This window comes from Pseudomonas sp. LTR0 (assembly GCF_036630035.1).
GTDB classification, from domain to species: Bacteria; Pseudomonadota; Gammaproteobacteria; order Pseudomonadales; family Pseudomonadaceae; genus Aquipseudomonas; species Aquipseudomonas putida_Y.
This window is the reverse complement of record NZ_CP123734.1, coordinates 3,668,307-3,694,045: the sequence shown is the minus strand read 5'-3', so window position 1 is coordinate 3,694,045 and position 25,739 is coordinate 3,668,307. Positions and strand designations below refer to the sequence as shown.

20 protein-coding genes are annotated in these 25,739 nt (G+C 62.9%); 10 read left to right on the top strand and 10 right to left on the bottom strand.

All coding sequences use genetic code 11. The features are described 5' to 3' along the window. Nucleotides 1–325: 325 nt before the first annotated feature. Both rlmKL and QCL51_RS17030 read left to right on the top strand, forming a co-directional pair. Nucleotides 326–2,518, top strand: coding sequence for a bifunctional 23S rRNA (guanine(2069)-N(7))-methyltransferase RlmK/23S rRNA (guanine(2445)-N(2))-methyltransferase RlmL (gene rlmKL, locus QCL51_RS17035; protein WP_021785460.1), 2,193 nt, complete (start codon nt 326–328; stop codon nt 2,516–2,518). A 94-nt stretch (nt 2,519–2,612) separates the two neighbouring features. Further along, nucleotides 2,613–5,003, top strand: a complete 2,391-nt coding sequence (locus QCL51_RS17030; protein WP_028697558.1) for a GGDEF domain-containing protein — start codon at nt 2,613–2,615, stop codon at nt 5,001–5,003. A 104-nt stretch (nt 5,004–5,107) separates the two neighbouring features. Here QCL51_RS17030 and dacB read toward each other — a convergent pair whose 3' ends face one another. The 8 genes from dacB to QCL51_RS16990 form a co-directional block, all read right to left on the bottom strand. Continuing rightward, nucleotides 5,108–6,562 (bottom strand): D-alanyl-D-alanine carboxypeptidase/D-alanyl-D-alanine-endopeptidase, encoded by a 1,455-nt coding sequence (gene dacB / locus QCL51_RS17025; protein ID WP_021785459.1) that lies wholly within the window; start codon nt 6,560–6,562, stop codon nt 5,108–5,110. A gap of 202 nt (nt 6,563–6,764) precedes the next feature. Beyond that, nucleotides 6,765–7,109 carry a YggL family protein gene (locus QCL51_RS17020; RefSeq protein WP_021785458.1) on the bottom strand — a complete coding sequence of 115 codons (345 nt, stop codon included), beginning with the start codon at nt 7,107–7,109 and terminating at the stop codon, nt 6,765–6,767. A gap of 41 nt (nt 7,110–7,150) precedes the next feature. Beyond that, entirely contained in the window at nt 7,151–10,783 is a 3,633-nt protein-coding gene (locus QCL51_RS17015) for a transporter substrate-binding domain-containing protein (RefSeq protein ID WP_338443799.1), read from the bottom strand. Between the two features lie 8 nt (nt 10,784–10,791). Beyond that, complete coding sequence (locus QCL51_RS17010; RefSeq protein WP_021785456.1) at nt 10,792–11,409, bottom strand: response regulator transcription factor; 618 nt, start codon at nt 11,407–11,409, stop codon at nt 10,792–10,794. 282 nt (nt 11,410–11,691) lie between these two features. After that, complete coding sequence (locus QCL51_RS17005) at nt 11,692–13,023, bottom strand: deoxyguanosinetriphosphate triphosphohydrolase (RefSeq protein ID WP_021785455.1); 1,332 nt, start codon at nt 13,021–13,023, stop codon at nt 11,692–11,694. Between the two features lie 75 nt (nt 13,024–13,098). Next, nucleotides 13,099–13,428 (bottom strand): hypothetical protein, encoded by a 330-nt coding sequence (locus QCL51_RS17000; RefSeq protein ID WP_003248704.1) that lies wholly within the window; start codon nt 13,426–13,428, stop codon nt 13,099–13,101. Continuing rightward, the gene (locus tag QCL51_RS16995; protein WP_021785454.1) at nt 13,425–13,799 is read right to left on the bottom strand and encodes a phage holin family protein; all 375 of its coding nucleotides are present in this window, start codon (nt 13,797–13,799) and stop codon (nt 13,425–13,427) included. The genes QCL51_RS17000 and QCL51_RS16995 overlap by 4 nt, the downstream gene beginning before the upstream one ends. A 9-nt stretch (nt 13,800–13,808) precedes the next feature. After that, nucleotides 13,809–14,123: a YqjD family protein gene (locus QCL51_RS16990; RefSeq protein WP_021785453.1), complete on the bottom strand. Its 315-nt coding sequence runs from the start codon at nt 14,121–14,123 to the stop codon at nt 13,809–13,811. Between the two features lie 312 nt (nt 14,124–14,435). On the opposite strand from QCL51_RS16990, the gene QCL51_RS16985 reads away from it, so the two are divergent. The 5 genes from QCL51_RS16985 to QCL51_RS16965 all read left to right on the top strand — a co-directional run bounded on the left by QCL51_RS16985 (nt 14,436) and on the right by QCL51_RS16965 (nt 17,968). Then, on the top strand, nt 14,436–15,644 hold the full coding sequence (locus QCL51_RS16985; protein WP_021785452.1) for an ammonium transporter: 1,209 nt from the start codon (nt 14,436–14,438) through the stop codon (nt 15,642–15,644). A 234-nt stretch (nt 15,645–15,878) separates the two neighbouring features. Further along, a complete protein-coding gene (locus tag QCL51_RS16980) occupies nt 15,879–16,118 on the top strand; it encodes a glutaredoxin family protein (protein WP_010953106.1) in 240 nt (79 codons plus the stop codon). A gap of 108 nt (nt 16,119–16,226) precedes the next feature. Continuing rightward, entirely contained in the window at nt 16,227–16,658 is a 432-nt protein-coding gene (locus QCL51_RS16975; RefSeq protein ID WP_021785451.1) for a D-Ala-D-Ala carboxypeptidase family metallohydrolase, read from the top strand. 65 nt (nt 16,659–16,723) lie between these two features. After that, a complete protein-coding gene (locus tag QCL51_RS16970; protein ID WP_103443928.1) occupies nt 16,724–17,032 on the top strand; it encodes a transcriptional regulator in 309 nt (102 codons plus the stop codon). A 51-nt stretch (nt 17,033–17,083) separates the two neighbouring features. Then, nucleotides 17,084–17,968: a pseudouridine synthase gene (locus QCL51_RS16965; protein WP_021785449.1), complete on the top strand. Its 885-nt coding sequence runs from the start codon at nt 17,084–17,086 to the stop codon at nt 17,966–17,968. Nucleotides 17,969–18,066: 98 nt separating this feature from the next. On the opposite strand, the gene QCL51_RS16960 is transcribed toward QCL51_RS16965, so the two are convergent. Both QCL51_RS16960 and acnA read right to left on the bottom strand, forming a co-directional pair. After that, nucleotides 18,067–19,632, bottom strand: a complete 1,566-nt coding sequence (locus tag QCL51_RS16960) for a PAS domain-containing methyl-accepting chemotaxis protein (RefSeq protein ID WP_014591799.1) — start codon at nt 19,630–19,632, stop codon at nt 18,067–18,069. Nucleotides 19,633–19,882: 250 nt separating this feature from the next. After that, nucleotides 19,883–22,624, bottom strand: coding sequence for an aconitate hydratase AcnA (gene acnA, locus QCL51_RS16955; RefSeq protein ID WP_338443791.1), 2,742 nt, complete (start codon nt 22,622–22,624; stop codon nt 19,883–19,885). A 224-nt stretch (nt 22,625–22,848) separates the two neighbouring features. On the opposite strand from acnA, the gene rlmM reads away from it, so the two are divergent. The 3 genes from rlmM (at nt 22,849) to pdxB (ending at nt 25,715) form a co-directional block, all read left to right on the top strand. Then, on the top strand, nt 22,849–23,913 hold the full coding sequence (rlmM, locus tag QCL51_RS16950; RefSeq protein WP_003248725.1) for a 23S rRNA (cytidine(2498)-2'-O)-methyltransferase RlmM: 1,065 nt from the start codon (nt 22,849–22,851) through the stop codon (nt 23,911–23,913). Between the two features lie 356 nt (nt 23,914–24,269). After that, complete coding sequence (tusA, locus tag QCL51_RS16945) at nt 24,270–24,512, top strand: sulfurtransferase TusA (RefSeq protein ID WP_003248727.1); 243 nt, start codon at nt 24,270–24,272, stop codon at nt 24,510–24,512. A gap of 60 nt (nt 24,513–24,572) precedes the next feature. Beyond that, entirely contained in the window at nt 24,573–25,715 is a 1,143-nt protein-coding gene (gene pdxB, locus QCL51_RS16940) for a 4-phosphoerythronate dehydrogenase PdxB (RefSeq protein WP_021785446.1), read from the top strand. Nucleotides 25,716–25,739: the final 24 nt, after the last annotated feature.

Here is a 25,739-nt window from a genome sequence, read left to right as displayed (position 1 = left end):
TGTTTGGTGTTCAGCCCCGTAATGATCGGGTTTTGCCGTTCTTTGACGTCATTTCGCCAGCGTTGTTTGCGGATGACAGAAATAATTTGAAATGCGACGAAGGGTCACATCGGCCCGCAGGTCGCCAGAATTTCTCGTACTGCCTGATGATCTAAGCTGTCTTTGCCACTGGGCCAGGCACGGATCGGTCAGGCGGCCCGGCTTTTCTGCTGCACTTTGTGTGCGCAGAGGGCCACCCGCACGCCTGCTGGAAAGGTGTACGGGCAAACATCGCGGGGCGATGCGTCGCCCCGTCAGTCAAATAGCCCAAGGCGCTGGAATACTCATGTCGGACCGTTTCGAACTTTACCTCACCTGTCCCAAAGGCCTTGAAAGCCTGCTCGCCGAAGAGGCCAAAGGCCTCGGCCTTGACGAGGTGCGCGAGCACACCTCGGCCATTCGCGGCGCCGCCGACATGGAAACTGCTTACCGCCTGTGTGTCTGGTCGCGGCTGGCCAACCGCGTATTGCTGGTGCTCAAGCGCTTCTCGATGAAGAACGCCGACGACCTTTACGACGGTGTGCACGCGGTCGACTGGGCCGACCACCTGGCAGCCGACGGCACCCTGGCTGTGGAGTTCAGCGGCCATGGCTCAGGCATCGACAATACCCATTTCGGTGCGCTGAAGGTCAAGGATGCGATCGTCGACAAGCTGCGTAACCGCGAAGGCCTGCGCCCGTCCGTGGAAAAGATCGACCCTGACGTGCGTGTGCACCTGCGCCTGGACCGTGGCGAGGCCATTCTGTCCCTCGACCTGTCCGGGCACAGCCTGCACCAGCGTGGCTACCGCCTGCAGCAAGGCGCCGCGCCACTGAAGGAAAACCTGGCGGCAGCGGTGTTGATCCGTGCTGGCTGGCCGCGTATTGCTGCCGAAGGTGGTGCGCTGGCCGACCCGATGTGCGGTGTGGGTACCTTCCTGGTCGAGGCAGCCATGATCGCCGCCGATATCGCCCCTAACCTCAAGCGCGAACGCTGGGGCTTCAGTGCCTGGCTCGGCCATGTGCCGGCGCTGTGGCGCAAGGTGCATGACGAAGCGCAGGCGCGCGCGCAGGCCGGCCTGGCCAAGCCACCATTGTGGATCCGTGGCTACGAGGCTGACCCGCGGCTGATCCAGCCGGGCCGCAACAACGTCGAGCGTGCCGGCCTGGGCGACTGGGTAAAGATCTACCAGGGCGAAGTCAGCACCTTCGAGCCACGTCCGGACCAGAACCAGAAAGGTCTGGTCATCAGCAACCCGCCCTACGGCGAGCGTCTGGGTGACGAAGCCAGCCTGCTGTACCTCTACCAGAATCTGGGCGAGCGCCTGCGCCAGGCCTGCATGGGCTGGGAAGCAGCGGTATTCACCGGCGCGCCGCAACTGGGCAAGCGCATGGGCATTCGTAGCCACAAGCAGTACGCGTTCTGGAACGGCGCATTGCCATGCAAGCTGTTGCTGTTCAAGGTGCAGCCTGACCAGTTCGTCACGGGTGAACGTCGCGAAGCGCAGCCTGAAGGCACCGAAACCCGTCAGCAGGCGCCGCAGGCCAGCGAGCCAGCGCGGCTGTCGGAAGGCGCGCAGATGTTCGCCAACCGCCTGCAAAAGAACCTCAAGCAACTGGGCAAGTGGGCCCGTCGCGAGCAGATCGACTGCTACCGCCTGTACGATGCCGACATGCCCGAATATGCCCTGGCGGTCGACCTGTACCAGGACTGGGTACACGTGCAGGAATACGCCGCGCCACGTTCGGTCGACCCGGACAAGGCTCAGGCGCGCCTGCTCGATGCACTGGCGGCCATCCCGCAGGCGCTGGGTATTTCGCCGCAGCGTGTAGTGCTCAAGCGTCGCGAGCGGCAGAGCGGCACGCGCCAGTACGAACGTCAGGCCACTGAGGGCCGCTTCCAGGAGGTGAGCGAAGGTGGCGTCAAGCTGCTGGTCAACCTCACCGACTACCTGGATACCGGCCTGTTCCTTGACCACCGCCCGATGCGTATGCGCATCCAGCGCGAGGCTGCCGGCAAGCGCTTCCTCAACCTGTTCTGCTACACCGCCACGGCCACTGTGCACGCGGCCAAGGGCGGTGCGCGCAGCACCACCAGCGTCGACTTGTCGAAGACCTACCTGGACTGGGCCCGGCGTAACCTGGCGCTCAATGGCTATTCCGAGCGCAATCGCCTGGAACAGAGCGATGTAATGGCCTGGCTGGAAGGCAACCGTGACAGCTACGACCTGATCTTCATCGACCCGCCAACCTTCTCCAACTCCAAGCGCATGGAAGGCGTATTCGACGTGCAGCGTGATCATGTGCAGCTGCTGGACCTGGCCATGGCCCGCCTGGCGCCGGGTGGCGTGCTGTATTTCTCCAACAACTTCCGCAAGTTCCAGCTGGACGAGCACCTGATGGCGCGTTACGTGGTGGAAGAAATCAGCGCCCAGACCCTGGACCCGGACTTCGCCCGAAATAACCGTATCCATCGCGCCTGGCGTTTGCAGCTTCGGTAAGGCGACGAGGTACATTGCGCGGCTAATGGCCAATAGCTATAACTGAGGTCAGGGCAAGATAATCCGCAGGACGCTGACGTGACGAGATGGGTGTATGTCAAAGGGTGGCGTGCGTGCGCGGTTACTTGGCTTGTGCACAGAGAGGGTGTCTGCCTGGGCGATGGCGCTGATCGCACTGGTGGCCGGCGGCTTGTTGACCGCTGCCCTGGCATTTGCCGCGCACACCTTCTACAAGCAGCAGCTGCGCCAGCGCTTCGAGCTGCTGGCCAGCGAGCGCTTCAGCCGTATTGCCGAGCGCTTTGACGAGCAGCAGCAGCGCCTGGACGGGCTGCGACGGTTTTTCAGCTTTTCCAGCGAAATCACCCTGCGCGAATTCGACGGCTATGCCCGGCCACTGCTGCAACGCACCCTGGCCTATGCCTGGGCGCCGCGCGTCGAGGCTGGGCAACGCGCCGAATTCGAGCGCCTGGCCAGTGCCCATACCGGCCCAGGCTATGTGATTCGTGACCTGGATGCGCAAGGCCAGTGGCGCCCGGCGTCGCAGCGCGACCATTACTTCCCGGTGCTCTATACCCAGTCGGGCGATCGGCCCGGGTTGCCTTATGGCCTGGACCTCGCGGGTCAAAGCGGGCCCCAGGCAGCCCTGGCGCGGGCGCTGGGGCCGGGCAGCATGGCGGTGTCCGAGCCATTGACCCTGTTCGATACCCACTCGGCAGAGCCCGGCCTGCTGATGGTGGCACCGGTATTTTCCGATGCCGACCCCCGTGGTGCGGCCGCGGGCTATGTGATGGCCTTGCTGAGCATGCGCGAGCTGGTCAGCGAGGGGCGGCCGGTAGCGGCCGATGACAACCTTGTGGTGCACATCACGGACCCGTCTGGGTTACAAGGCCCTGTCGTGATGTTCGATTCACAAAATCCAGTCGCGCCCTTGGCGCTGGCCAGCAACCCGGTGTTGCGCCTGGCCGATCACCATTTCCAGCTGAATATTCAACCGAGCCAGGCGTTCGTGCAGGCGAACCGCACCTCGGCAGTGCTGGCGGTCGGCTTGCTGGGCGGGTTGTTGAGCCTGTTGCTCAGCGTGCTGCTCTACAGCCTGTTAAGCCAGCGTCAGCGCGCCCTGGCCCTGGTTGCACAGCGTACTGCCGAACTGCAGGTCAGCGAGCAGTCGTTGCGTGGCACCCACAACCAACTGCGCAGTGTGCTGGACGCCGCGACCCAGGTGGCGATCATCGCCACCAACCTCAAAGGGGTGGTCAGCACGTTCAACGCCGGCGCCGAACGCATGCTCGGTTACGCAGCCAGCGAAGCGATCGGCCGGTTGCGCCTTGACGACCTGGTACTGCCGGAGGAACTGAACCTGCGTGCTCAGGCCTTGAGCTTGCGCTTTGGCCGCGCCATTGCTGGCGGCCAGGCGATGTTCGCGGAAACGGTGCAGGCGCACGGGGCCGAGCCTGGTGAGTGGACCTTGCTACGAGCCGATGGCAGCCAGTTGGTCGCCAACATGCTGGTGACTGCCATGCTCGACGAACAGGGGTTGTGGGTTGGCTACCTGGCCATCTGCATTGATGTTACCGAGCGGCGCCGGGTGCATGAGGCGTTGGCAGCGCGTGACCGGTTGCTGGAAAAGCTCAGCGCCGAAGTGCCGGGCGGCATCTACCAATATCGCCTGGATGCCAACGGCCATTCTTGCTTTCCATACGCCAGCATGGGCCTGTATGACATCTATGAGGTCGACCTGCTGCAGTTGCGTGAGGATGCCGCGGCGGTGTTCGAACGTATCCACCCCGATGACCTGGAGCGCGTGCGCCGCTCGGTGCGCTATTCGGCCGAACACCTGTCACCCTGGCGCGAGGAGTATCGGGTCTGCCTGCCACGGGCCGGGCTGCGCTGGGTGCGTGGCGAGGCGACGCCGGAAGTGGGCGAGCAGGGCTGTACCCTGTGGCATGGCTACCTGACGGACATCTCCGACCTGAAGGGCGTGGAAGAAGAGTTGCGGGCGCTGTCGGTCACCGACTCGCTGACCGGTATCCATAACCGTCGCTACTTCCAGGAGCGGCTCAAGATCGAACTGGAACGGGCCCAGCGCGATGGTTTGGCACTGTCGGTGATCATGCTCGATATTGATCACTTCAAGCGCATCAACGACCGCTTCGGCCATGCCGTCGGCGACCGGGTGCTGCGCAGCCTGTGCCAGCGCATCGGTCAGCGTTTAAGGCGTACCGATGTGTTCTGCCGCTTGGGCGGGGAAGAGTTCATGGTGCTATGCCCGGGCAGCGATGTCGACCAGGCGCGGCTGCTGGCGCTGGAGTTGTGGCAAGGGGTGCGCAATGTGCCGGTGGAAGGCGTGGGCCAGGTGACCGCGAGCTTTGGTGTGGCGCAGTGGCGGTTGGGCGAGGGCGCCGATGCCTTGCTGTTGCGCGCCGATGCCGGCGTGTATGCGGCCAAGCAGGCCGGGCGGGACCGGGTGGAGGGGGAGCCGCTATAAAACCGCGCGCGCGGTCGGCGTAGGGGCCGCTTTGCGGCCCTTGCACGACCCAAGGCCGCGCCTGCGTCGAGCGCGGGAGCCGGCCCGGGTGATGGCAGGTGGAGTCAGTTGGCCGCTGTGCTGCCAGCCAGCTTCGGCTGGCGATACAGGTCAAGCAGCACCTGGTCCAGCACCTGCGAGGCACCCCACGGTTTGGGGTCGTTGAGGATCGCCGCCACCGCCCAGGTATGGCCGTTGCTGTCGCGGCTGAAGCCGGCAATCGCCCGTACAGTGTTCAGTGTGCCGGTCTTGATGTGCCCTTCACCGGTCATCGCGGTGCGCTTGAGACGCTTGCGCATGGTGCCGTCCATGCCCACCAGCGGCATCGAGCTCATGAACTCGGCGGCGTAAGGGCTCTTCCAGGCGGCTTTGAGCATCTCGGCCATTTCCCGGGTACTGACCCGTTCGGCACGCGACAGGCCAGAGCCGTTTTCCATCACCAGGTGCGGCGCGGTAATGCCCTTTTTCGCCAGCCATTGGCGTACCACGCGCTGGGCAGCACGGGCGTCGTCACCGTCGGCATCGGTGCGGAACTGCGCGCCAAGGCTCAGGAACAGCTGCTGGGCCATGGTGTTGTTGCTGTACTTGTTGATGTCGCGGATCACTTCCACCAGGTCGGGCGAGAAGGCGCGGGCCAGCAGGCGAGCGCTCTTGGGCACATTCTCGATGCGGTCGCCACCCTGGATGTTGCCGCCCAGTTCGCTCCAGATGGCGCGTACGGCACCGGCGGCGTAGGTTGGGTGGTCGAGCAGCGACAGATAGGTTTGCGAGTTGCAGCCGTCACCCAGTTGGCCGCTGACCGTTACACTGATGCCGTCGGCCTGAGGCACCGGGTTGTAGCGTACATCACCGGTGCATTTCTTCGAGGCTACCGGCTTGACCTGGTTGTCGATGCGGATGCGGGCAATCGGCGGCTCGACTGCGACGGTGACCTTGCCACCATCATTACGGGCCACGAAGCGCAGGGCCTTGAGGTTGACCAGCAGTGAGTCGGGCTTGACCAGGAACGGCTTGTTTTCATCGCCGCCGTCATCGTTGAACTGCGGCAGGTTGGGTTGCACGAAGTGGCTGCGGTCCAGCACCAGGTCACCGGTGACGGTGCGCACGCCATTGGCGCGCAGGTCACGCATCAGCAGCCACAGCTTTTCCATGTTCAGTTTGGGGTCACCGCCACCTTTAAGGTAGAGGTTACCGTTAAGCACGCCGTTGCTCAGGGTGCCGTCAGTGTAGAACTCGGTTTTCCACTGGAAGGTCGGGCCAAGCAGTTCGAGGGCGGCGTAGGTGGTGACCAGTTTCATGGTCGACGCCGGGTTCACCGACACATCGGCATTGAACACGGTCGGGGTGCCGGGGCCGTCAAGCGGCAGCATCACCAGCGACAGCGCTGTGTCCTGCAGCTTGTTGGCCTTGAGCGCCTGCTGCACTTTGGCAGGCAGGGTGGTATTGACGGCGGCGTGGCTGGGCAAGGCAAGCGGCAACAGCAGGCCGGCAAGAATGAGGGGTCGAAGCGTTTTGATCATAGTGAGCGAATACCCTGCGGCGAGGGAAAAGGGCTTTGGGGCTGTAAGAGATGATGGCCCCACGACGTAAACAGTACGCATTATGCCCCAAGCGCAGCCGCGATGCGTCACGTTCGACGGAAAAGCAACGCCAATAAAAAAGGCCACCCGAGTGGGGTGGCCTTTTCAGCAATGAACCTTTTCAGCCCGAAGCTGACAAGTATCACTCAGCCTTGTTGATCGGCTTTTCCGGGTACCAGGCGTCCAGCAGCGGGCTGACTTCGATCTTGGTCAGTTCGCCACGGCCTTTGAGCCAGGCTTCAACAGCAGCGCGCTGTTCTTCGCTGACCGAGCCGCGTTTGACCGAGCACACCAGGCCGAAATCGTCACCGCCTACATAATCCAGGCCGTTGGCGTCCATGGCTTCTTCCAGGAACGCGTCGAGGAAAGCATCGATTGCCTGGTCATCCAGATCTTCCTTGAATTCCAGGTTCAGCTCGAAGCCCAATTCCTGAAACTCGTCGACACACAGCTTCTTGCGCAGACGACGGGAGCGGTTTGTGGCCATGAAACAATCCTCTTAGGTAATAACGCCGCGCAGTCTACCAGTTAACACGCCTGGCTGCCTGCCTGAGTAACTGTGCTTGTGGTCAATTCCCTGGCCAGTGCACGGTCCACTCGGCGCATATGTCGTGCCAGTGCCTGGCGCCGCAGGCGCACCTGGGCAGTGGTCAAACCGCTGGCCTCGAGGGCTTCACAGGCCGCCATCAAGTCAGGGGCTTCCAGCATGCGCGCTGCGCTGAGCACCTTGTGGGCCTGCTCGGCAATGGCGCGGCTATCAAGCTGCGGGTGCAGCGCCATCAGGCTGGCCAGGTCGACCTGAAGGCTCTGTTGCAAGGCCTCCAGGAAGCGCTGGCGGTCGACCGGGTCAGGCCCGACCACGGCGGCCAGGCCGTCCAGTTGATACAGCTTGCGTCGGGGGCGTTGCTGGCGGCGCGGGCAAATGCCAGCCAGGCGCTGGCTGAGGGTGCTCAGGCTGATGGGCTTGAGCAGGCAGTCGTCCATGCCGGCGTTCAGGCATTTGCGGCGTACCTCCGGCTGTGCGTTGGCGGTATAGCCGAGGATGGTGCAGCGTGGCCGCCTGGTATGGCGTTCTTCGGCGCGCACGGCAGTCGCCAACTGGTAACCGTTCATGTGCGGCATGTTGCAGTCGAGTACCAGTACATCGAAGTCGCCTGCCCGCCAGGCGGCCAGGCCCTCCCGCCCATCGCGGGCGCTGGCGTGTTCCAGGCCCAGGTAGCCAAGTTGTTGCGCCATCAGTTGCAGGTTGGCCGGGTGGTCATCAATGACCAGCACGTTCAGCCGTGGGTCGGGCACGTCGAGCTGCTCGGGCAAAGGTGTCGGCTGCGCTGCGGCATCAACCCGTTGCAACGGCATTTTCAGGCGCACCTGGGTACCGACATCCTCCAGGCTCTTCATGGACAGGCTGCCGCCCATCATTTCGCACAGGTTGCGGCAGATGGCCAGGCCCAGCCCGGTACCTGCGCGGGCGCCCTGGCTGTGCGGGTTGGCCTGGATAAACGGGTTGAACAGGCGCTGCAGGTCGTCGGGGTGGATGCCGATGCCACTGTCGCGCACCTCCAGCTCCAGTACCGCTGGTGTGCTGGTACCGTCATCCAGCAGGGCGACGCAGATGCGTACCTGACCGTGCTCGGTGAACTTGATGGCGTTGCTCACCAGGTTGGAGAGCACCTGCTTGAAGCGCAGCGGGTCAAGCAGGACATGGCAGCGTGCGGCCGGAGCGATCTGCACCTCCAGGGCCAGGCCTTTCTGCCGCGCCTGGCCATCGAACATGCGCACCACCGATTCGACCAGCGCCGCCAGGTCGACCACCTCCGGGGCCAGGGACAAGTGCCCGGACTCGATGCGTACGATGTCCAGAATGTCACCGATCAGGCCTAGCAGGTCTTTGGCCGAATGGTGCGCCAGTTCCAGCGCGCTGCGGTCCACCCGGCCCTGGTCGGCGCGCTTGACCGCCAGTTCCAGCATGCCGATCACGGCGTTCATCGGGGTGCGGATTTCGTGGCTGATGGTCGCCAGGAACGTGCTCTTGGCGCGGTTGGCATCGTCGGCCTGCTGCTTGGCCTGGCGCAGCTCCATGACCAGTTGGCGGCGTTCGCTGATGTCGATCCAGCCGCCGATGATCCCCTGCACCTCACCCAGGGAGTCGCGGTACGGCAAGATCCAGTGGTAGATGGTCAGGTCCCGGCCCTTGATCCGTAATGGACGGTCCTTGATCAGCGGCGAGCCCGCAGCCATGACTTTCTGATAATCAGCCTGGATCTGCAGAGCTTGCTCGGAATCGGCAAACAGGCTGTCGTTCAGTTTTTTGCCGATCACCTGGTCGGAGCGGGCCTGCACGGCTTCAAGGTAGCTGTAGTTGCAGCTTTTCAGGCAACCCTCGCGGTCACGCACATACATGGGGTGGGGTGTACCATTGAGCAGGGCGCGCATGAATGCCAGCTGGTCATTCAGCGCGCGTTCGGCGTGCTGGCGCTGGCGAATTTGCAGGCGCAGGCGGGCATTCCAGAGCAAGGCCAGCAACAGAAGCACGGCGGTGGCCAGCACTACCTGCAGGGCAAGGCGGCTGTAGCCTTTGGCGTTGTCGTCCTCATGCCTGCCAAAGCCGCGCCAGCGGTTGTTGATTACCCCCAGCTCCTCCGGTGAGATGCTCAGCAAAGCCTTGTCGAGGATAGACAGCAGCGCCTGTGACGGGCCAGTGGTGGCCATGGCGAAGTTGGCGGGTTCGCTGCCGACCGAGGTGCGGATGACCAGTTCAGGGTTGCTGGCCAAGGCGTGGTTGGCGTCGATCAGGGTGGTGATCACCGCGTCGACGGCCCCACTGTTGAGCAACGCCATGGAGTAGAACGCGCTTTCGGTTTCGACCCAGCTTATTTTGGGGTAGTCCCGGGACAGCATGGCGTTCAGGGTGCTGTAGCGGGTAATGGCGATGCGGTGCCCCTGCAACTGCTCCAGTGAGCTAAGTGTGTTGTTGCCCTTGCGGTTTACCAGCACATAGGCGCTTTCGAGGTAAGGGCGGCTGATTTGCAGGTCGTCCCCTGCTTTCCCGGCGCTGGCCAGTGCGGCGATGACATCAGCCCGGCCATCCTTGAGGCGGGCGACCATGTCGGCAAGGCCACTGGCGCGCTGCACTTCGAAACGCAACCCGGTGCGCAGGCGAATGAGCTCCAGCAGGTCGGCGGTGATGCCTCGGAAATGCCCCGAATCATCGAAATAGGACAGTGGTGCAGCCGCGTCATCTGCCGCCACGCGCATCACCGGGTGCTTCTGCAGCCACTGCTGCTCGGCCTCGCTCAACTGCAGTTGGCGATCGCTCAGCAGCAGGTCGCTGCCAGCGCTCCAGCGTTTGAAGATACTGGAGCGTATGGCCGGGCTCTGCCTGTCCAGGATGGTGTTCACCAGGTCCAGCAGCAAGGTATCTTGCTGACGCAACGCAAAGCTGAAGCCGATGGCCTCGTGTTTGCCGAAGTTGGCCATGCGCAGGCCGGGCAGATGGCCGCGGTTGAGCTGGTAGTGCGTGGAGATGGTGTCGCCGATGAACACGTCGGCCTGGCCGAACGCGACGGCATTCAATGCCTGGCTGGAAGAACTGAAGGCCAGCAGCTCGGCCTTGGGGTAGGCGCTGAGGACTTCCTGTCTGGGCAAATAGTGGTAAAGCATGCTCAGGCGCATGCCGGCAAGGTCCATGTCCAGCGCCCGGTTTTCGTCTTCACGCGTTACCAGTACGGGTTGATCGACGGCATAGGGCTGCGACAGTGCCAGGCCGTCACTGGCCGCTTCGTAGCCATTGGCGCTGCCCAGCAGGTCGATATCGCCGTGCCTGAGCGCCTCTACCGCCGCCTGCCGGCTGGAGAAACGCAGTACCCTCACCGGCAACTGCAAGGCCTTGCCGATCAGGCTTGCATATTCGGCAGTCAGGCCCTGGTAGTCGTTGCCGCCACCGGTGATGTCGAACGGCGGATAGTCGGGTGCCGACGTACCCAGCACCAGTTCCTGGCGGCCTTCGAGCCATTGTCGTTGTTCGGGCGTGAGCACGGGCTGGACCGGTCGGGCCGATGAGCGTGCGATCAACGTAAAGGACGCGGCTTCGCGATGGACAGCCTGTGTCGCGCCGCTGAACAGCAGCAGGGCGAGCAGCAGGCGATTGATGGCTCGGGCCATGACCACGTTCAGACCAGCGCGTTGCGCTTGGCCATCTCGATCAGGTCGACCAGCGTATTGACTTGCAGTTTGTGCATCAGGCGCTTCTTGTAGGTACTGACAGTCTTGCTGCTGAGGAACATGCCCTTGGCAATTTCCTTGTTGCTGCGGCCTTGGGCGAAGAGTTGAAGTACCATCAGTTCGCGGTCATTGACCTGTCGGAAAAGTTGCAGGTCACTGTCGGTCGTCTGGTTGTTTTTTATTGCCTGGCTGGGGAAATAGTTATAACCGGCCAGTACGGCCTTGATTGCACTGAGCAGTTCACTCAGGTCTTCCTGCTTGCAGACATAACCTGCTGCGCCTGAGTGCATGCAACGTACGGCAAACAAGGCCGGGGACTGTGCAGTCAATACCAGAACCTTCAAGGGCAGGGCCATGGTCTGGAAGCGGGCCAGCACCTCCAGGCCGTCTAGCTTGGGGATGCTGATGTCGAGAATGACCAGGTCGGGGTTGCTCTCGCGGATCATCTGCATGGCGTCTACGCCGTTGTCCGACTCGCCGACAATCTTGTAATTCTGGTTTTCCAACAGCATACGGACGGCCAGGCGAATTACCGGATGGTCGTCAACGATAAATATGGAGTGCATGTTCGATTTCCCTGCGATCGATTGAGGGTGACAGAGGGCACCTTATCGCAGTTGGAAGTCGTCGGGCGTGCGGGGAATGGCTGTTAGGCCTATATGGGAAACGGCTTACAAGATAAAACAAAATGGGCTACGGATTAGGTGTGCTTAACTCGATGTCAAAGCGATTTTGGTAACTTTTCATTAGTTTATATTCGTGCCGTTTAGTCTGGCTCCTGTTGATGTAGGAAGTTTCCTGCAAGCGTGGTGCAGCGCCAGGCCGAGCCCGCGCTGCACGGACGCGGTTCAGGTCGGGCTGGAGCGCCCGGTCATCTCCCGGGCCATTTCGCTGGCATAGCTGTCGGTCATGCCGGCAATGAAGTCGATCATGCGCAGGAAGGCGCTGTGCAACGAGGCATGCGGGTCTGGCGCATTGTTGCCGATCAGGTCCAGCACCCTGCGACTCTTGAACGATGGCGTGCGTCCACCGTGCTGTTCGAGGGCCGCCCCGCAGAACGTGTTCAACAGAATCTCCAGGGTGGTATAGGCGCCGATTTCGTGCAGGGTCTTGCGCTTGTCCTGGAAGATCTTGTTGCGTGCCATGTCCTTGGCTTGCAGTACGCAGCGTTTGGCTGGGCCATGCATGTGTTCCACCAGGTCGCCCGCCAGTTGCCCGGCCAACAACGCCTGCTGCTGCTCGACGAAGGCATGGGCGGCGGCGTTGGTCAGGTGTTCGATGGCCTTGCCACGCAGGATTGCCAGCTTGCGCCGGCGGGAGTCGCTTGGGCCGAGCTGGCGGTAGGTTTCTGGCAGGTCATCGCCGACCAGGTCGAGCAACAGCCCTTCGACTTCTGTGTATTGCAGCAGCTCCATTTCCAGGCCGTCTTCCAGGTCGATCAGCGCGTAGCAGATGTCATCGGCAGCCTCCATCAGATACACCAGCGGGTGGCGCGCCCAGCGCTGGTGTTCCAGCTGCGGCAGGCCGAGCTTGCGGGCGATCTGTTCAAGCAGCGGCAGTTCGCTCTGATAGCTGCCGAACTTGTGCTTCTTGTAACCCAGGGCGTCGGCATGGCGGGCGCTCCAAGGGTATTTAAGGTAGGTGCCGAGGGTGGCATAGGTCAGCCGCGTCCCCCCATCGAACTGGTGGTATTCCAGTTGGGTGAGCACGCGAAAGCCTTGGGCATTGCCTTCGAAGTTTAGAAAGTCGGCCCGCTCGTCATCGCTCATGTCGTCCAGCCAGCCACGCCCGGCGGCCTGCTGGAACCAATGGCGAATGGCGTCCTCGCCGGAGTGACCGAATGGCGGGTTGCCGATGTCGTGGGCCAGGCAGGCTGACTGCACGATCATCCCCAGGTCACTGGGGGCGCACCAGTCCGGCAGGTTGTCGCGCAGGGTTTCGCCGACGCGCATGCCCAGCGAGCGGCCGACGCAGCTGACTTCCAGCGAATGAGTCAGGCGCGTATGGATATGGTCGTTGCTCGACACCGGGTGCACCTGGGTCTTGCGGCCGAGGCGGCGAAAGGCACCGGAGAAAATGATGCGGTCATGGTCTTTGTGGAAGGGGCTGCGCCCGAGTTCATCGGCGCTGTACAGGGCTTTGCCCAGCCGTTCGCGGGTAAGCAAGGTGTGCCAGTCCAAGGCGCGTACTCCTTTAGTTTGAAGGCAGCAGCATACCCCGCAGCAAGGGCATTGTGCTGCCGGGTCGCGCGCAGGTCAGGGGCGGCGGCCGCCTTGCAGGTAGAGGCGCACCAGCGGCAGCAGGGTGCTGCCCAAGCGCACCAGGCGCGTCAGGTTGCCGCTGCGTACGCCCTTGCCGGTGAGAAAGCCCAGCGCCACCACGGCGCCGATGCCCCACAGTGGCGCATGCTTGATACCCAGGCCTTCATGTAGTGAGCTGCCCATACCGCGCACGCGGCGCAGCGGTTCAAGCAACTGCCCGGACTCATGGCGGATTTCCTGGCGGTGCATCTCCATGCGCAGGCGCAGCAGCGCCTTGCGCAGTTCACGCGGGTTACGCGTGTTTGGCAGTTCTGGCAGGCTCATGGCAACAGGCGCTCCCTGTCCTTGGCAAGTTCTTCGAGGGTGGCGCCGAAAGGCGATGATTCGTCGAACACCGCCGCCTTCAGGCGCATGGCACAGTACAGTGCGGCAATGCCATAGAACACGCACAGGCCAATGATACCGGCCAGTCGATAGCTGTCCCACAGCAGCACCAGCAGTAGCCCGGACAGTGCGGTCAGCAGCAGCAGGGCGAACACCAGCGCCAGGCCGGCGAACAGCAGCAGGCTCAAAGTGCGGCCTTTCTGCTCCTGCAGCTCGATACCGAACAGCTCGATGTGACTGTGCAGCAGCCCCAGCATGGCCGCACCCAGGCGCTTGCCCGAAGCGCCGGCGCCGTTGGCGTCATTCTCCATGGGTTCCCCTTAGCGCCGGTTGGCCAGCAGACCGATCAACAGGCCGACGCCGGCCGCGATGCCGATCGCCTGCCACGGGTTTTCCTGCACGTACTGCTCGGCGCTGCCCAGCGCCGCCTGACCCCGTTCACGTACCGAGTCCTGGGTCAGTTGCAGGGTTTCGCGGGCCTGGGCCAGGCGCTCGTGAATCTGCTCGCGCAATTCGTCGGCCTGGTCGCCGGCCAGGTTGGCGGTGTCGGCCAGCAGCTTCTCGGTGTCGCGCACCAAGGCCTGGAAGTCAGCCATCAATATCTCTTGTGCATTCTTTGCCGATTTGCTGGCCATGGGTCTCTCCCTGTCGATGAGTGTTGGTAGTTCGAGTGACAGCACGCATGGAAGGTTCAAGTGCGGCTGCTGGTATGGGCCTTGCTAAGTTTTTGCCACGTTGCGGAGCGCCTGTGACCGGTTTTGCGCCGTTTCAGGGCGCCGGCGCAGCGAATACCGATAAACCTTAACCCAATCCACGACAAACCCAAGAAAAAACCACGCAGGCTTCACCCCGCTCACGTGAACAGGGTAGGGGCTGGCACCGATTCGGTGCAGGGATGCAGGTTCTTGAACTGTCCTGGTGCCTTTTTCAGCAGGTCTGCCTATTTCATGGAAAACATGCACAGCGCTATGGACTCTCTGGTCCACGGTTCCAACACCCTGTTCATTCTCATGGGCGCCATCTTGGTGCTGGCCATGCATGCCGGCTTTGCGTTTCTTGAAGTGGGCACGGTGCGCCACAAGAACCAGGTCAACGCCTTGTCGAAGATCCTCAGCGACTTTGCCATCTCGGCGCTGGTCTACTTCTTTATAGGCTACTGGATCGCTTATGGGGTCAACTTCTTCCAGCCGGCAGCGACGCTGGCTGTCGACCATGGCTATGCACTGGTCAAGTGCTTCTTCCTGCTGACCTTTGCGGCGGCGATTCCGGCGATCATTTCCGGGGGCATCGCCGAGCGGGCGCGATTCGTGCCGCAGTTGTGCGCCACGGCATTGATCGTGGCGTTCGTCTATCCGTTCTTCGAGGGTGTGGTGTGGAACGGCAACCTGGGCGTGCAGGCTTGGCTGCAGGCTCGCTTCGGCGCCCCGTTCCATGACTTTGCCGGGTCCGTGGTGGTACACGCCATGGGGGGCTGGCTGGCGCTGGCGGCGGTGCTGCTGCTGGGCGCGCGCCGTGGGCGCTACCGCGAGGGCCGCTTGGTGGCGTTCGCGCCGTCGAGCATTCCCTTTCTGGCGTTGGGCTCGTGGATCCTCATCATCGGCTGGTTCGGCTTCAACGTCATGAGTGCCCAAACCTTGCAGGGTGTCAGTGGCCTGGTGGCGATCAACTCGCTGATGGCCATGGTGGGTGGCACCCTGTCAGCGTTGCTGGCCGGGCGCAACGACCCCGGCTTCCTGCATAACGGTCCGCTGGCCGGGCTGGTTGCGATTTGCGCAGGTTCCGATCTGATGCACCCGGTTGGAGCGCTGGTCACCGGCCTGGTGGCGGGGGCGCTCTTTGTCTGGACTTTCACCGCAGCGCAAAATCGCTGGAAAATCGACGACGTCCTGGGTGTGTGGCCATTGCACGGCCTGTGTGGCGTGTGGGGGGGCATCGCCTGTGGCGTGTTCGGCCAGGTGGCGTTGGGCGGCATGGGCGGTGTCAGCCTGGTCAGCCAGCTGCTGGGCAGCCTGATGGGGGTGCTGGTGGCTTTGGCCGGTGGCTTTGCCGTGTATGGAGCAATCCGTGCGCTGCATGGCCTGCGCTTGAGCCATGAGCAGGAGTTCCAGGGCGCGGACCTGTCGCTGCACCGGATCGGTGCTACCAGCCAGGATTGAGCCAGGTCAGGTGCAGGGTGGGCGTGGCGGGCCTAGTGTGGTGTTTTGCAAATACGGCCAATAACTCGCGAGCGATTGTTGCGCTCAGGCAAGGCGTCGCGACGAGTCGTAGCCCAGCTACGGCGAGGAGCGACAACGCCGCATGAGCGCAAAAAGCGCCGCGAGTTATGGTCGTTATTTGTGAAACACCACACTAGAATAGGCTGTTGTGTACGCCAACCCGGGACCTGCCCCATGCTGCCTGAATGTCAACTGTTCGGTACCCTCGGCTGCCACCTGTGCGAAGTGGCCGAGGCCGTGTTGATGCCCCTCGTCGATCATGGCCTGCTGGTAGAGCTGGTCGACATCGCCGAGAGCGAGCCTTTGTTCGAGCGTTATGGCCTGATCATTCCGGTGCTGCGGCGCTGTGACAACGGCGCCGAGCTGCACTGGCCCTTCGATACCGAACAAGTGGTGGCCTTTCTTGGGCAATGATGGCTGCAGAGGAGTTGCAACCCTGCTCCATGATTTGTGAAGCGAGCTGATGATCTGTTGCAGGCGCACCGTCGCCGGTAACCTTCTCCATCATCGGAATAGCTCGCCATGCTGATCACTCCACATTTCACCTTCGATGAAATGACCGTTTCCCAGCTCGCCGCCCGGGACGGGTTCGATAATGCACCGCCCCTCGAAGCCAGGGCCAACCTGCAATTGCTGTGCTGTGCGCTGGAGCAGGTACGTGCATTGTTCGACGCGCCCATCATCATCAGCAGCGGGTATCGCAGTGAAAGGGTCAACCGGTTGATCGGTGGCGCCTCCGACAGCCAGCACGTACAAGGGCTGGCGGCGGACTTCACGGTGATCGAGGTCAGCCCGCGCGAGACTGTCCGGCGAATCAGCGAAAGTGCGGTGCCCTTCGATCAGTTGATCCTGGAATTCGACAAATGGGTGCATCTGTCGGTGACGCGCGGCACGCCGCGCAGGCAGGTGCTGACCCTGCGCAAAGGCAGCGGCTACCTGGCGGGGCTGCAATGAAGCGCATTGACGGCAGCAAGGGGATGTTCGTATGCTGTATATAAATACAGTATCGAGGTGAAGCCATGCTCAATGTCGAGCAACTCAAGTACAGCGTCAACCGCATGCCCGTGGAACGGGTGGCTGACGCCGTTCTGGAACTGCGCCTCGAAGGCCTGGTAACCGGCGACTGCACGCCGTTCGGCAAAGTCCACTTCAATACCTGCTTCGCCGAGATCGAGGCCTTGTTCCAGCGGGCCGGTTACCACCGTGGGTTGGATGTGGTGGGCTATCAGGGGTTGCTCTATGCCCTCTATGACCCTGGCCGCTGGGAGCCGGTACAGGTACTGCGCTGGCTGAAGGAGCGCTGCGAGGCGATGGCCCGGGCTGGTTGAGGGCACGGGCTTGGGCGATAATGCGCGGCCATCAATGTCCCGAGCCCAGCCATGACCACGCCTTTCGACCCCGCCCGCCAGCAAGCCAGTACGGTGTGCTTGCCACCTGGTAACTGGGTGACCGTGCTCGATTGCTTGTGTGATCACTTCAAGGCTATTGACCGCGCCCAGTGGCTTGACCGCTTTGCCCGTGGCCGGGTGCTGGATGCCGAGGGGCAGGCAGTTGCCGCCGACCTGCCTTACAAGCGTGGCATGCGTTTGCATTACTTCCGTGAGGTGCCGAACGAACGGCCGATCCCGGTGCAGGAGGTGGTGCTGCATGTGGACGAGCACCTGGTGGTGGCCGATAAACCGCATTTTCTGCCGGTGACGCCGACCGGTGAATATGTCGAGCAGACTTTGTTGCGCCGCCTGATCCGTCGCCTGGACAACCCGCACCTGGTGCCGTTGCACCGTATTGACCGGCACACCGCCGGGCTTGTGCTGTTTTCTGCCAACCCGCACAGCCGCAGCGCTTACCAGCGGCTGTTCCCCGAGCGGCGTATCGACAAGCGTTACCAGGCCATTGCCGCTGCCATGCCGCAGCATGTGTTCCCGCTGGTGCACAAAAGCCGCCTGGTGCATGGCGAGCCATTTTTCCGCATGCATGAGGTGGAGGGTGATGCCAACAGTGAAACGCTGGCCGAGGTGCTGGAGAAGAACGGTGAGCAATGGCGCTATGGGCTGTCGCCAGTGACCGGCAAGACCCATCAATTGCGTGTTCACATGGCGGCTTTGGGTGCAGGGATCAGCAATGACCCGTTCTATCCGCAATTGCTCAATGAAGAGGATGACTACCAGCGGCCGCTGAAACTGCTGGCGCAAAGCCTGCGTTTCGAGGACCCGCTGAGCGGGGAAGAGCGCTACTTCGAGAGCCGCTTGCGGTTGGACTGGTGACACAGCAAGCGGGCTTACGCGGTCCTTGAGCGGGCTTGCCCGCGAACACCGGCAAAGCCGGTGCCCACCCACAGCGGTGGCGCGGCAAGCCGTGAGCTTCAGCGGTTGAAACGCTCCACCAGCGAATACTGGCTGCCCGCAGTGCTGGTCAATTCCTCGCTCAGCAGTGCCGAGTGCTGCGCCTGTTCGGCGGTCTGGTCGGCCAGTTCGGCAATGGTGCTGATGTTGCGGCTGATCTCGTCAGCCACTGCGGTCTGCTCCTCGGTTGCAGCAGCAATCTGGGTAGCCATGTCGGTGATATTGGCTACCGCTTCGCTGATGCCTACCAGCGCCTCGTCGGCCTGCATTACCCGATCAACGCCTTCCTGTGCCTGGCGGTGGCCGGTTTCCATGGTCAGCACTGCGTTGCTGGCGGTTTGTTGCAGCTTGGCGATCAGGCCGTGGATCTGCCCGGTGGATTCGGCGGTGCGCTGGGCCAACTGACGTACTTCATCAGCTACCACGGCAAAACCACGGCCCATTTCACCGGCGCGCGCCGCTTCAATGGCTGCGTTAAGCGCCAGCAGGTTGGTCTGGTCGGCGATGCCCTTGATCACGTCGACCACGCCACCAATCTCGTCGCTGTCTTTGGCCAGTTGCGTAACTGTCTGGCCGGTTTCGCCCACTGCCGCCGACAGACGTTCGATGGCCTCGCGGGTTTCTCCGGCAATCTGCCGGCCCTGGCTGGTCAGGCGGTTGGCTTCCTGGGTGGCATCGGCGGTGCGCTGCACATGGTTGGCCACTTCCTGGGTGGTGGCAGCCATCTGGTTTACCGCAGCGGCGACTTGTTCGGTCTCCACCCGCTGGCGCTCCAGCCCCGAAGAGCTCTTGTGCGCCAAGGCATCGGACTGCCGTGCCTGGTCGCTCAGGTGCTCGGCACTGTCTTGTAGGCGTGTCAGGCAGGTTTTCATGCGTGCGTCCTGGCTGAGCATGGCCATTTCCAGGCGCGCCTGCACGCCACGGCTGTCGGTGTACATCTGCGCGATCAGTGGGTCGGAAGTGGTTTGCTCGGCCAGGCGCAGCAGGCGCTTGAGGCCGCGTTGCTGCCAGCTCAGGCCAAGCAGGCCCAGTGGTACCGAAAGCCCTGCGGCCAAGGCAAAGCCCCAGGAATGACCCAGCCAGTTGCCAATCAGGAAGCCCACCTGGCTGATCAGGATGAACGGTAGCCAGTCCTGCAGCACCGGCAGCCACTTGTCGCGGCGCGGTACCGGCGGCTTGCCTTGGTTGATGCGCTGGTACAGAGCCTCGGCGCGGCGGATCTGCTCGGCGGTGGGCTTGACTCGCACCGACTCGAAGCCAACGACCTGGTTGTTATCGAAGATGGGGGTGACATAGGCGTTGACCCAGTAATGGTCGCCGGACTTGCAGCGGTTCTTGACGATACCCATCCACGGCTGGCCCTGCTTGAGGGTTTGCCACATATGGGCAAACACGGCAGGCGGTACGTCGGGGTGGCGCACCAGGTTGTGCGGTGCGCCAGTCAGCTCCTCGCGGGTAAAACCACTGATTTCGATAAAGGCATCGTTGCAGTAGGTCACCACACCCTTGGCGTTGGTAGTGGAGATCAACCGCTGCTGGGCAGGGAAAGTCCGTTCTCTCTGGGTAATCGGCTGGTTGTTACGCATGGGTGATAGTCCGCAGGGCTTTCGACAGGTATCGGCCAGCCGCTGGTTTTATTGAATGGATATTTGGTTCATTGATTGCCATCAATGACGGGTGAGTCAGATGATGACCGAATGGGTGGCCAAGGGCCAGCCCTGTCGCGAGGGACTTGGACGCATACGGCTGTGGGGCACCGGCGCCCATGTGACCAAGCGCCGCCCGCGCGGCGCTCGGTTTAGAAAACGGCACAAATCCTGTGCCAGGCTATCCGTCTCAGCCAGCGATCATCTGGCGCAATACATAATGCAGAATCCCCCCCGCCTTGAAGTACTCCACCTCGTTCAGGGTATCAATCCGGCATAGCACCTCGATCTGTTCCTGCTGGCCATCTTCGCGGGTAATGCGCAAGGGCAGGCTCATGCCGGGGTGGAGATGTGCACCGTCCAGCCCCAGTACATCGATCTGCTCCTTGCCGGTCAGCCCCAACTGTTTGCGGTTGTGCCCCGCCTTGAACTGCAGCGGTAACACGCCCATGCCCACCAGGTTGGAGCGGTGGATACGCTCGAAGCTTTCCGCCAGCACGGCCTTGACCCCCAGCAGGTTGGTACCCTTGGCTGCCCAGTCGCGGCTCGAACCGGTGCCGTACTCCTGGCCGGCAATCACCACCAGCGGGGTGCCTTCCTGCTGGTAACGCATGGCTGCGTCGTAGATCGACAGCTTCTCGCCAGTGGGCACATGCAAGGTGTTACCGCCTTCTTCTCCTGCCAGCATTTCGTTGCGGATACGGATGTTGGCGAAGGTGCCGCGCATCATCACTTCATGGTTGCCGCGCCGCGAACCGTAGGAGTTGAAATCGTGTGGCTCCACACCCTGTTCCCGTAGGTAGCGCCCGGCCGGGCTGTCGGTCTTGATGTTGCCGGCGGGGGAAATGTGGTCAGTGGTCACGGAGTCGCCCAACAGCGCCAGCACCCGTGCGCCGTGAATATTGGCAATTTGTGGTGGCGGCCCGCCGATGCCGTCGAAAAACGGTGGGTGCTGAATGTAGGTGGAGTCAGCCTTCCACACGTAAGTGGCGGCCTGTGGCACCTCGATGGCCTGCCACTGCGCATCACCGGCAAACACTTCGGCGTATTCCTTGTGGAACATCGCCGTATCGACCTTGGCCACAGCCTCGGCAATTTCCTGCTGACTCGGCCAGATATCACGCAGGTAGACCGGTTGGCCGTCCTTGCCTGAGCCTAGCGGGTCGCGCGTCAGGTCCAGGCGCACGCTGCCGGCCAGGGCGTAGGCCACCACCAGCGGGGGCGAGGCCAGCCAGTTGGTCTTGACCAACGGGTGCACGCGGCCTTCGAAGTTGCGGTTGCCCGACAGCACCGAGGCCACGGTGAGGTCGGCGCTGCCAATAGCTTTCTCGATCGCCTCGTCCAGCGGGCCGGAGTTGCCGATGCAGGTGGTGCAGCCATAACCGACCAGATCAAAACCCAACTGGTCGAGGTAAGACGTGAGCCCGGCTGCCTTGAAGTAGTCGGTGACCACCTTGGAGCCCGGCGCCAGCGAGCTCTTGACCCAGGGTTTGCGTTGCAGGCCTTTCTCCAGTGCTTTTTTCGCCACCAGCCCGGCAGCCATCATCACGCTGGGGTTGGACGTGTTGGTGCATGAGGTGATCGCGGCAATCACCACGGCTCCATCGCGCAGGGTGTGGGTCTGGCCCTGATGGCTGTAGTCGATCGCGCCGGTCTGGTCGGCGTTGCCCACCGCCACACCGCCGCCGCCCTCGCTTTCCAGGCGGCCAACTTCTTTGGCCAGCGGTTTGGGCTGCAGCTCGATGAAGTGGTCGAAGGCTTGGCTGACCTGGCCCAGTGCTACGCGGTCCTGTGGCCGCTTGGGCCCGGCCAGGCTGGCTTCGACCTCGTCCATGTCCAGTGCCAGCGTGTCGCTGAATGACGGTTCATGGCCGGGCAGGCGCCACATGCCCTGCGCCTTGCAGTACTGCTCCACCAGCTGCACGGTCGCTTCGGGGCGGCCCGAAAGGCGCAGATAGTCCAGGGTGACCTGGTCGACCGGGAAAAAGCCACAGGTGGCGCCGTATTCCGGTGCCATGTTGGCAATGGTCGCGCGGTCGGCCAGGGGCAGCTCGGCCAGGCCGTCGCCATAGAATTCAACGAACTTGCCCACCACGCCTTTCTTGCGCAGCATCTGCGTCACGGTCAGCACCAGGTCAGTGGCAGTGATGCCCTCTCGCAGCTTGCCGGTCAGCTTGAAGCCGATTACCTCGGGGATCAGCATCGATACCGGCTGGCCGAGCATGGCCGCTTCCGCTTCGATGCCGCCGACACCCCAGCCAAGTACGCCCAGGCCGTTGATCATGGTGGTGTGCGAGTCTGTGCCCACCAAGGTATCGGGGAAGGCATAGGTGCGGCCATCAGCCTCACGGGTCCACACCGTGCGGCCCAGGTATTCCAGGTTGACCTGGTGGCAAATGCCGGTGCCCGGGGGTACTACGCGGAAATTGTCGAACGCGCTCTGGCCCCAACGCAGAAAGGCATAGCGCTCACCATTGCGCTGCATTTCGATGTTGACGTTTTCGGCAAAGGCTTGCGGCGTGCCGTAGCGGTCGACCATTACCGAGTGGTCGATCACGAGGTCGACCGGTGACAGCGGGTTGATCCGTTGTGGGTCGCCACCAGCCTTGGCCATGGCGGCGCGCATGGCCGCCAGGTCGACCACGGCAGGTACGCCGGTGAAGTCCTGCATCAGCACCCGCGCCGGGCGGTACTGGATCTCGCGGTCGGAGCGCCGTTCGCCAAGCCATTGGGCAATGGCGCGCAAGTCGTCGCCAGTGACGGTTGTGCCGTCCTCCCAGCGCAGCAGATTTTCCAGCAGCACTTTCAGCGACATGGGCAGGCGCTGCAGGTCACCCAGCTGGCGGGCGGCCTCAGTGAGGCTGAAGTAGTGGTAGGTCTGGTCGCCGACCTTGAGGGGCTTGAGGGTGTTCAGGCTATCGAGCGAGGGCATTGCCAACTCCTTCTGCACCGGTGCCCGGCAAATATTCACGGTTTGCCGGCAGCACCGCTCTGTATCGGTCCGCACGGTACGGACCTGGCTGAGTGGTCAGGTTAGACCGGTTTAGGCTACCTGACCCTTTTCTGGACCGGCGGGGCGTGTCGCAGGTTCCGAACTTCCTTTATCATCGCCGCCCTGCCGGCGCCTGTGGTGCGCCAGCCGTAGTGGAGTGAGAGATGAATACCCTGTTCATGCATTGCCGGCCCGGTTTCGAGGGCGAGGTTTGCGCCGAGATCAGCGAACATGCCGCCCGCCTGGGTGTTGCCGGCTATGCCAAAGGCAAGCCGCAAAGTGCCAGTGCCGAGTTTGTCTGTAGCGAGGAGGGCGGTGCCGAGCGCTTGATGGGGGAACTGCGTTTCAACCAGCTGATTTTCCCGCGGCAGTGGGCACGTGGCGGTTACGTCGAACTGCCGGAAAGTGACCGCATCAGTGTGCTGCTGGCACAGTTGGCCGACTTCCCGGTGTTCGGCAGCCTTTGGCTGGAGGTGCTGGACAGCAACGAAGGCAAGGAATTGTCCACCTTTTGCCGAAAGTTCGAAGTGCCGTTGCGCAAGGCCCTGGAGAAGGCCGGCCGCCTGGTCGATGACCCTGGCCGCCCACGTTTGCTACTGACCTTCATCAGCGGCCGGCGGGTATTTGTCGGCGTTGCATCGGCCAGCAACAGCGCCTTGTGGCCCATGGGCATCCCGCGCCTGAAGTTCCCTCGCGAGGCGCCCAGCCGTTCGACACTCAAGCTGGAAGAAGCCTGGCACCAGTTCATTCCGCGTGAGCAGTGGGAGCAGCGCCTGGGTGATGACATGACCGGCGTCGACCTGGGAGCCTCGCCGGGTGGCTGGACCTACCAGCTGGTGCGCCGCGGCATGCTGGTGACAGCCATCGACAACGGGCCGATGGCCGAAAGCCTGATGGACACCGGCCTGGTCCAGCACTTGATGGCCGATGGGTTTACCTGGCAGCCGAAGCAGCCGGTAGACTGGATGGTGTGCGATATCGTCGAGAAGCCGGCGCGTACCACCTCGCTGATCGAAACCTGGCTGGGTGAAGGGCTGTGCCGCGAGGCAGTGGTCAACCTGAAGTTGCCGATGAAGCAGCGTTATGCCGAAGTACGGCGCTTGCTCGATCGTATGGAGGCGACATTCAAGGCACGCAAGATCAAGGTGTCGATCGCCTGCAAGCAGCTGTACCACGACCGCGAGGAAGTGACTTGCCACCTGAGGCGGCTCGATTTGAAACCGCGCTGAGCGTTTCAGGTGGATGGTTTGCATTTGCTGTTTGCATTGAGATCGAGCGCCGCCCGCGCGGCGCATCGCGAGCTTCGCTCGCTCCTACGTTTGTTTCGGGCCAATTATTTCTGTGCCATTTGCGCGCGAACGCTTTGGCGCTTGGCGCGATATTGCGTCGTACAAACAAAACGGTCGCGCGCGCCTGTAACAGGCGTTACTGGCCAGAAACAAACGTAGGAGCGAGCGAAGCTCGCGATGCGCCGCGCGGGCGGCGCTCGATCTCAATATTCACACAATGCTGAAGGCATGCGTCTAAGCCCCCTTGGACCGCACCGCGCTATGCGCGACAATAGCGATCATTTTCGGAGCCCCCCATGACCGATTTCACCCCCGACGCCATCCTCGATGCCACCGGCCTGAACTGCCCGGAACCGGTGATGATGCTGCACCAGCACGTACGCAACCTGGCCGCCGGCGGCCTGCTCAAGGTCATCGCCACTGACCCGTCGACCCGCCGCGACATCCCCAAGTTCTGCAACTTCCTCGGCCACGAGCTGCTGCAGCAGCAAGAGGACGCCGGCACTTTCCTGTACTGGATCCGCAAGAAAGCCGACTGAATCGCTCTGGAACAGGCCCGGCGTTGCGCCTACACTGCTCTCCCCAGACAGGAGAGCACCATGCTGATAGTTGCCGACGAGAACATCCCGCTGCTCGATGCCTTCTTCCAGGGGTTCGGTGAAATTCGCCGCTACCCCGGCCGAAGCCTCGATGCTGCCAGCGTCAAGGACGCCGATATCCTGCTGGTACGCTCGGTGACCAAGGTCGACCGTCAGTTGCTCGAAGGCAGCCGTGTACGCTTTGTCGGCACTTGCACCATTGGTACTGATCATCTGGACCTGGACTACTTTGCAGAGGCCGGTATCCGCTGGAGCAGCGCGCCTGGCTGTAACGCCCGCGGCGTGGTCGATTACGTGCTGGGCAGCCTGCTGACCCTGGCCGAGCTGGATGGCGTGGCATTGCCTGAGCGCGTGTATGGCGTTGTGGGCGCGGGTGAAGTGGGTGGCCGTCTGGTGCGGGTGCTGCACGGCCTGGGCTGGAAGGTGCTGGTGTGCGACCCGTTGCGTCAGGCCGCCGAGGGCGGCGACTACGTCAGCCTCGAAACCATCCTGCAGCAGTGCGATGTAATCAGCTTGCATACCCCATTGCAACGCGGCGGCGAGTACCCGACCTGGCACCTGCTGGGGCAGGCGCAGCTGGCACAGTTGCGCCCAGGTGCCTGGCTGGTAAACGCCAGCCGTGGCCCGGTGGTGGATAATGTGGCCCTGCGCGAGCTGCTGCTGGACCGCGAAGACGTGCACGCGGTGCTGGATGTGTGGGAAGGGGAGCCGCAGGTCGACCTGCAGTTGGCCGACCTGTGCACACTGGCTACGCCGCACATTGCCGGCTATAGCCTCGATGGTCGCCAGCGTGGTACGGCGCAGATCTACCAGGCGCTGTGCCGCTTCCTGGGTGTGGACGAGCAGGTGCGACTGGGCGAGCTGCTGCCAAGGCCACCGTTGGCGCAGATCGATCTGGATGCCAGCACCGACCTGTCCTGGGCCTTGGCCACCCTGTGTCGCGCCGTGTATGACCCGCGCCGCGATGATGCCGATTTCCGCCGTAGCCTGAGCGATGATCCGCAGCAACAGCGAGCGGCGTTCGACCAGTTGCGCAAGCAATACCCGCCAAGGCGCGAGATCGAGGGGCTGGCCGTGCGCTTGCACGGGGAGGCGCCGCAGTTGGCGCAGTTGGTCAGTGCCCTGGGTGGGGTGTTGGTCTAAGCAAACCTTGTCGTGACCTTGCAG